The 7,990-nt window shown below is 73.8% G+C and carries 7 protein-coding genes; 5 read left to right on the top strand and 2 right to left on the bottom strand.

The features are described from left to right. Positions 1–934 (bottom strand): thioester domain-containing protein (locus tag DZG00_RS09830; protein ID WP_199689809.1); only part of this gene is annotated, 934 nt, incomplete at its 3' end. Positions 935–1,029: 95 nt separating this feature from the next. After that, positions 1,030–1,851 (bottom strand): oxygenase MpaB family protein, encoded by an 822-nt coding sequence (locus DZG00_RS09825; protein ID WP_119382013.1) that lies wholly within the window; start codon positions 1,849–1,851, stop codon positions 1,030–1,032. 247 nt (positions 1,852–2,098) lie between these two features. On the opposite strand from DZG00_RS09825, the gene sucC reads away from it, so the two are divergent. From sucC to purH, 5 genes are all read left to right on the top strand, one after another. After that, entirely contained in the window at positions 2,099–3,262 is a 1,164-nt protein-coding gene (gene sucC, locus DZG00_RS09820) for an ADP-forming succinate--CoA ligase subunit beta (protein WP_119382014.1), read from the top strand. 27 nt (positions 3,263–3,289) lie between these two features. Beyond that, the gene (sucD, locus tag DZG00_RS09815) at positions 3,290–4,177 is read left to right on the top strand and encodes a succinate--CoA ligase subunit alpha (RefSeq protein ID WP_012039236.1); all 888 of its coding nucleotides are present in this window, start codon (positions 3,290–3,292) and stop codon (positions 4,175–4,177) included. Between the two features lie 161 nt (positions 4,178–4,338). Beyond that, positions 4,339–5,619 carry a cell division protein PerM gene (locus tag DZG00_RS09810; protein ID WP_119382012.1) on the top strand — a complete coding sequence of 427 codons (1,281 nt, stop codon included), beginning with the start codon at positions 4,339–4,341 and terminating at the stop codon, positions 5,617–5,619. A 3-nt stretch (positions 5,620–5,622) separates the two neighbouring features. Continuing rightward, entirely contained in the window at positions 5,623–6,222 is a 600-nt protein-coding gene (purN, locus tag DZG00_RS09805; protein ID WP_119382011.1) for a phosphoribosylglycinamide formyltransferase, read from the top strand. Further along, positions 6,219–7,862 carry a bifunctional phosphoribosylaminoimidazolecarboxamide formyltransferase/IMP cyclohydrolase gene (purH, locus tag DZG00_RS09800; RefSeq protein WP_119382010.1) on the top strand — a complete coding sequence of 548 codons (1,644 nt, stop codon included), beginning with the start codon at positions 6,219–6,221 and terminating at the stop codon, positions 7,860–7,862. Before purN ends, purH begins: the two co-directional genes overlap by 4 nt. Positions 7,863–7,990: the final 128 nt, after the last annotated feature.

Genomic DNA, 7,990 nt, shown 5'->3' with positions numbered 1-7,990 from the left:
TGACGACGCGCGGGGCGAAGGGGAGCGGGCTCGGCGCCTGCGCGTCCGCCCGCGCCACGGCCCGGGCGTCCGCGGGCCGGGCCAGGATCAGCCGCTGCGACGCTCCGCCGTCGCCCACCGCGTCGAGGGCGTCGCCGTAGGGGAGCGAGGAGAAGACGGCGCTCGCCGTCACGTGCAGCGCTGCGGAGGATCCCGTCGCCCGGAGCGGCACCGCATCGCCGTTCCCGACCTGGGCAGTCGTGCTCCCGTCGTCGAACACGGCGCCGTCGAGCGTGACCGTCCCCGTCTGGGACCCGGCGGGCACGTCCGTCATCCCGCTCGCGACGAGGTCGGCGCGCAGGTCCGCGCGCACGGTCCCGCGCCCGTCCTCTCCCAGCGTCACCGTGGCGGTCGCGGTCACGGATCGGGAGGCGCCGGATGCCGCCTCCGCGAGCATGTCGCGCGCCCGGGACTCGACGGCGCCGGCGTGATCCCCCGCACGCGCCGCGTACCAGGCGAGGTCGCGCCCGCCGAGCCCGGTGATGCTCCACGTCGCGAGCTGCCCGGCCGCGGCGGTGTCGGGATCCGTCGATCCGGCCCACCGCCTCGAGATGTAGGCGAGCCGCGCCCGGTCGTCGGGGGTCGTGCCCGCGTCGTCGACCGGGGTGTAGTCGTGGCCGGGCGGCGCGGCCAGCCCGATGTCGATGCAGAAGCCGAGCCGGCCGTCGTCCATCCGGTACGAGCCCAGCCAGCGGCCGTCCGCTCCGGACGAGTAGCCGACGCCGTGGGAGACCGCGCTGAGCGCCTGCGCGGGAGGCACGGCGCTCGCGGCGAGCCCGAGCGCGAGGCCGATGCCCACGAGCGACGAGACGAGCCGGGCGGTGCGCGGCCGCCGAGGCGGGTGGTCGTGCCGGCGGAGGAAGGGGAGGGGAGGGGCCTGGGGGATCCGTGTCATGGCCGCACAGTGCGGCCCGGCGGCGCCGGTCGCGGCATCCGCACCAGGAGCCGGGGACGGGATCCGCGACCGCCCGCCTGTGCAGGAGGGGCCCGCTATCCCGCGTCGCGCCGTCGGTACCTGCGCGTGATCACCGACCGGGGTGCCTCGCGGACGACGTGCGGCAGCACGCGGTACACGGCCAGGATCAGCGCGAGCGAGCGGTCGTAGCGGCGTTCGATCCGCGCATCCCACCGCATCCCGAAGCCCGATCTGAGCCGCGGAGGGAGCAGCCCCGCCGTCATGAGCGCGACGAGGGGCATGACCGCGCGGATCGCGGGCGACCCGACCCGTCCGCCGAGCAGCGTCCGGGCGACCCGCCGCGCGTCATCCGTCGGCTCGAGGGTCGCGATGCGCTCCTCCCAGTACGCGCGGAACGCCGTCCGGTCCGCGGGCCACCGCCCCTCGGGGACCTGCAGCGCGGTGCCGAGCTCGGCGTACTGCCGGTAGACCCGGTCGGCGGCGTCCTCGGGCAGCGGCCCGAAGCACAGCTCGAACATCCCGATGGCCGAGTCGTACAGCGTCGCCGCCACCCAGAGCTGCAGGTCGGGGTCGTACGCGGAGTAGGCCGGCGCGGATCCGTCGGCGGCGGGATCCTCCGCGCGCACCGGTGCGTGGGCGCGTCCGACGATCCGCCGGGCGCGCGCGATCTCGTCCGGGGAGCCGAAGACGACGGCGTAGACGTAGCCGAGCGTGCCCTCGAGCCGGTCGAGCGGTCGCGACGCGAAGTCGCTGTGCTCGGCGACGCCGCGGGCGACGGACGGGTCGGCGATCTGCAGCAGGATGGCCCGTCCTCCCGCGGCGAGCAGGATCCCCTCGCCGGCGAGGTCGCGGATGGACCCGCCCGGCCGACGTGCGGGATGCGTCCTCGGCCTCATCCGCCCAGTCTCCCTCCCCAGGCCGCGGATCGCGCGTCGGCGCACGGCCCGAGCGCGCCCGGGCCGGCGGACCCGCGACCCGATAGGCTCTCATCGGTCGTCGACGCGGCGGGCCGGCCCACCCCGGTGGGCGGCGGGCGCGTCGACCAGCCGCAACACACCGGGTGCCGCCACCAGACGGTCGTGGCACCGCAGCCTCGAACGACGCACGTAACCGCCTGGCGCGGGTGCGGATGGGATGACACGCGTGGATCTTTTCGAATACCAGGCCAGGGACCTCTTCGAGTCCTACGGCGTCCCGGTCCTCCCGGGGATCGTCGCCGACACCGCCGAGGAGGTGCGCGCCGCGGCCGAGAAGCTGGGCGGCACCGTGGTCGTGAAGGCGCAGGTGAAGACCGGCGGCCGCGGCAAGGCCGGCGGCGTCAAGGTCGCCCAGAGCGCCGACGCCGCGTTCGAGGCGGCCGAGGGCATCCTCGGCCTCGACATCAAGGGGCACACCGTGCACCGCGTGATGGTCGCGGCCGGCGCCCGCATCGCCGAGGAGTTCTACTTCTCGATCCTCCTCGACCGCGCCGAGCGCTCCTACCTGTGCCTCGCCAGCTACGAGGGCGGCATGGAGATCGAGGAGCTCGCGGTCACGCGGCCCGAGGCGCTCGCCCGCATCGAGATCGACCCCGTCGCCGGCATCGACGCCGCGAAGGCGGAGGAGATCGCCCGCGCCGCGTCGTTCCCCGAGGAGCTCATCGCCAAGGTCGCGCCCGTCTTCGAGCGCCTCTGGTGGGTCTACCGGGACGAGGACGCGACGCTCGTCGAGGTCAACCCGCTCGTCCTCACGGAGTCGGGCGACATCATCGCCCTCGACGGCAAGGTCACGCTCGACGAGAACGCCGGCTTCCGCCACGAGGGCCACGCCGCCCTCGAGGACGCGGCCGCCGCGGATCCCCTCGAGGCCAAGGCCAAGGAGTCCGACCTCAACTACGTCAAGCTCGACGGCCAGGTCGGCATCATCGGCAACGGCGCGGGGCTCGTCATGTCCACGCTCGACGTCGTCAGCTACGCGGGCGAGTCGCACGGCGGCGTGCGACCCGCGAACTTCCTCGACATCGGCGGCGGAGCGTCCGCAGAGGTCATGGCCGCCGGTCTCGACGTCATCCTCGGCGACGAGCAGGTCACGAGCGTCTTCGTCAACGTGTTCGGCGGGATCACCTCGTGCGACGCGGTCGCGAACGGCATCGTCGGCGCGCTCGACAAGCTGGGCGACGCCGCAACCAAGCCGCTCGTCGTCCGCCTCGACGGCAACAACGTCGAGGAGGGCCGCCGCATCCTCGAGGAGCGCGCGCACCCCCTCGTCACTGTCGTCGGCACCATGGACGAGGCGGCCGACAAGGCCGCCGAGCTGGCCGCCGCTTAACTCCCGAGAGAGAACAGGAACACGAACATGTCGATTCTTCTCGACGAGAACAGCAGGATCATCGTCCAGGGCCTCACGGGCTCCGAGGGCACCAAGCACGCGGGCCGCATGCTCGCGTCCGGCAGCAAGGTCGTGGGCGGCGTCAACCCGCGCAAGGCCGGCAGCACGGTCACCATCGAGGGCGTCGAGCTCCCGATCTTCGGCTCGGTCGCCGAGGCCATGGCGGAGACGGGCGCCGACGTGTCGGTCATCTTCGTCCCCCCGGCCTTCGCCAAGAGCGCGGTGGTCGAGGCCATCGACGCGGCCATCCCGCTGGCGGTCGTCATCACCGAGGGCATCCCGGTCAAGGACTCCGCGGAGTTCTGGTCGCACGCCAAGAGCACCGGCGGGAAGACGCGCATCGTCGGCCCCAACTGCCCCGGCATCATCAGCCCCGGCAAGTCGAACGCCGGCATCATCCCCGCCACCATCACGGAGGCCGGCCCCATCGGCCTCGTGTCCAAGTCGGGGACGCTCACGTACCAGATGATGTTCGAGCTGCGCGACCTCGGCATCTCCACCGCCATCGGCATCGGCGGCGACCCCATCATCGGCACCACGCACATCGACGCCCTCGAGGCGTTCGAGGCGGACCCGGAGACGCGCGCCATCGTCATGATCGGCGAGATCGGCGGCGACGCCGAGGAGCGGGCGGCCGAGTACATCAAGGCGCACGTCACCAAGCCGGTCGTCGCGTACGTCGCGGGCTTCACCGCTCCCGAGGGCAAGACCATGGGCCACGCCGGCGCCATCGTCTCCGGCGGCAGCGGCACCGCGCAGGGCAAGAAGGAGGCCCTCGAGGCCTCGGGCGTCAAGGTCGGCAAGACGCCGACCGAGACGGCCAACCTCCTCCGCGAGGTCTTCGCCGCGCTGTAGCGACGACGCGCTCGCGAGCGCATCATGGCGGCCCGCATCCCGATGGATGCGGGCCGCCGTCATGCCCGCCGCCCCTCCCCGGGCGGATCGACCGGCGGATGCCCCGGCGCGCCCGCCGCGGGACCGGTCGCGCGAGGCCCGGCCGGTAGGGTCGTCGAGGCATGAACCGACACGCAACCGCCCTGTTCGCGGCACTCGAGGCGCTCCTGGTGGTGGGGGTCGGCGTCGCCCTGCCCCTCGTGCCGCTCACGGCGCTGTGGGCCGGGCAGTACGACCTGCAGATCGACTGGGGCGTGTTCGCGCGCACGGCGATCGACCTGTGGCTCCTCGGTCACGGCGTCCCTCTCACGGCGACGCTGGATCCGGCGCTCTCGACCGCCCTCGGTCTTCCGGGCGTCGACGCCCCGTTCGCGCTCACGCTCGCGCCCCTGGGCTTCGCCCTCCTCACGCTCCTGCTCGGGATCCGCGCCGGCCGCCGCATCGTCGAGACCGACCACCCCGGCGTCGGAGCGATCGCCGCGGTGATCACGACCGCCGCCCTGTCCCTCGGTCTGGCGCTCGCGGCCCAGCACGAGGGCGTCTCCCCCGCCGTCGGGCGCGGCGCCGTCCTGCCCACACTGGTCCTCGCGCTCGGCCTCCTCGTCGGCGGGATCGCGCGGGCCGACCGCGCGAGGGCAGCGCGGTGGTGGGCATCCCTGTCGTCGGGCCGTGCCGCCGGGTCCATCAGGAGCGCTCGCGATGCGCTCGACCGCCTGCCGGACGGCGCGGCCTCCGTCGCCGCGACGGCCGTCCGCGGGGGTGCCGCGTCGGCCTTCGGCGTGGTCGCCGTCGCCGCCGTCGTCGTGGCGGTGCTGCTCGGCCTCCAGTACGCGACCGTCATCACGCTCTACGAGACGCTGCAGACGGGGATCGTCGGCGGCGTCGCGCTCACGCTGGCGCAGATCGCGCTCCTGCCGAACCTCATCGTGTGGGCGGCGTCGTGGCTCCTCGGGCCCGGCTTCGCCCTCGGCACCGGGTCGTCCATCTCGCCGCTCGGCACGACCGTCGGCCCGATCCCGTCCGTCCCGGTCCTCGGCGTCCTGCCCCAGGGGGCGTTCGACCTCGGCTACCTGGGGATCCTCGTCCCCGTCGTCGTGTCCTTCGTCGCCGCGGTCGCGCTGTCGCCGCGCGTGGCCCGGATCCCCGAGCCCGAGGCGCGCCGCTGGCCGTGGTTCCTCGCCGCGGGTGTCGGCATGGGCGTCGTCGGCGCCGCGGTGCTCGCGCTGCTGGCCGTGCTCTCCGGTGGCGCTGCGGGGCCCGGCCGCCTGGCCGACGTGGGCCCGGCCGCCGGGTGGATCCTCCTCGCCGCGTTCCTCGAGATCGGCGTGGCGTCCGTGGCGGGCATGTTCGTCTCCGGCCTGATGGCCCCCCTGGTCCGGCGCAGCCCCGAGGGACGCGGATAGGCTGTGCGCGTGCTCAACGTGGTCGTCCTCATCTCCGGCAGCGGGACCAATCTCCACGCGCTCCTGCAGGCGGCCGATCACGCGGACTACCCCGCCCGGGTCGTCGCGGTCGGAGCAGACCGCGACGCCGACGGGCTCCGGTTCGCCGAGGAGCGCGGCATCCCCACCTTCACGGTCCCGTTCGCGAGCTTCGCCGACCGCGCGGCGTGGGGCGACGAGCTCGCCGCCGCCATCGCCGGGTGGGAGCCCGACCTGGTCGTCCTCAGCGGGTTCATGCGCCTCCTCCCGCCGCGCGCGGTGCAGGCGTTCGCGCCGCGCATCGTGAACACGCATCCGGCGTACCTTCCGGAGTTCCCCGGAGCCCACGCCGTCCGGGACGCCATCGCCGCCGGGGTCACGAGCTCCGGGGCGTCCATCATCGTCGTCGACACCGGGGTCGACACCGGACCGGTGCTCGCGCAGGAGCGCGTGCCCGTCGAGCCGGGCGACACCGAGCACACCCTGCACGAGCGCATCAAGGTCGTGGAGCGCAGGCTCCTCGTCGACACGGTGCGCGCGATCTCCCTCGGCACCATCGACCTCAAGGAGCTGTCCCCGGCATGAGCGGACCCCGTCACGACCCGTCCCTGTTCCGCGATCGAGACGGCATCGAGGTGGCACGCGCCCTCGTCTCCGTCAGCGACAAGACCGGGCTGCTCGAGCTCGCCGGGGCGCTCGCGGAGGCCGGCGTCGAGATCGTCTCCACCGGATCCACGGCGAGCACGATCGCGGAGGCGGGCTTCCCGGTCACGCAGGTGCAGGACGTCACGGGCTTCCCGGAGTCGCTCGACGGACGCGTGAAGACGCTGCACCCCGCGGTGCACGCCGGTCTGCTCGCCGACCTCCGGCTCGAGTCGCACGAGGTGCAGCTCGCTGAGCTCGGGATCTCGCCGTTCCAGCTCGTGGTCGTGAACCTGTACCCGTTCGTGGAGACGGTGGCGTCGGGCGCCCCGGCGTCGGACGTGATCGAGCAGATCGACATCGGCGGACCCGCGATGGTGCGCGCGTCCGCCAAGAACCACGCCAACGTGGCGATCGTCGTGTCCCCGTCGAGCTACGACGAGGTGATCGCGGCCGTACGTGCCGGGGGGACGACCCTCGAGCAGCGCCGTCGTCTGGCGGCCGCGGCCTTCGCGCACACCGCCGACTACGACCGCGCGGTCGCGGAGTACTTCCGGTCGACGGTCCTCGGCGCCGACGCGCCTGACGATGCGGATGCGGCCGACGCGGCTGACCCCGGCTGGCCCGCGAGCTGGTCCGTGGAGGGGGAGCTCGCGCAGGTGCTCCGGTACGGGGAGAACTCCCACCAGGACGCGGCGCTCTACCGTCGGCGCGCCGGCGCCGGCATCGCGCAGGCCGTCCAGCTGCACGGCAAGGAGATGTCCTACAACAACTTCGTCGACGCGGACGCGGCGGTCCGCGCCGCGTACGACTTCGCCGAGCCGGCCGTCGCCATCATCAAGCACGCGAACCCGTGCGGCATCGCCGTCGCCGCCCCCCGGGCCGTGGACGCGATCGCGTCCGCGCACCGCAGCGCGCACGACTGCGATCCGGTCTCGGCATTCGGCGGGGTGATCGCGGCCAACCGGACGGTCACGCTGGGCATGGCCGAGACGGTGAAGGAGATCTTCACCGAGGTCCTCGTCGCCCCCGGGTTCGACGCCGACGCGCTGACCCTGCTGAAGACCAAGAAGAACCTGCGCTTGCTGACGCTCCCGGAGGGGTACCAGCGCGAGGACCTCGAGGCCCGGCAGATCTCGGGGGGCTACCTCGTCCAGTCGGGGGACGTGTTCCCCTCCGACGGTGCGCGGCTCTCGGCGACGTGGACCCTCGCGACGGGGGAGCCCGTGGGCGAGCAGACGCTCGCCGACCTCGAGTTCGCGTGGAAGGCCTGCAGGGCGGTGAAGTCGAACGCGATCCTGCTCGCCCACCACGGTGCATCCGTCGGGGTCGGCATGGGTCAGGTCAACCGGGTGGACTCCTGCCACCTCGCCGTGCAGCGCGCGGGGGACCGGGCATCCGGATCCGTCGCCGCATCCGACGCGTTCTTCCCGTTCGCCGACGGCCTGCAGGTCCTGCTCGACGCGGGGGTCCGCGCGGTGGTCCAGCCCGGGGGATCGGTCCGCGACGAGGAGGTCGTGGAGGCCGCTCGCGCTGCCGGCGTCGCCATGTACTTCACGGGCGAGCGCCACTTCTTCCACTGATGCGCCGGCGGCGGTCCCCACGGGGCCGCCGCCGTGCCATCCCGGGAGGGCTCGTGCGACACGCCCGGGATGCGGTGTGTTTTGCGGGGGTGGGGTGGTCCGCGTAATGTCTCCTCTTGTCGCCGGAA

Source organism: Clavibacter lycopersici (assembly GCF_003576405.1).
Classification (GTDB): Bacteria; Actinomycetota; Actinomycetes; order Actinomycetales; family Microbacteriaceae; genus Clavibacter; species Clavibacter lycopersici.
This window is presented reverse-complemented; position numbering and strand designations above follow the sequence as displayed.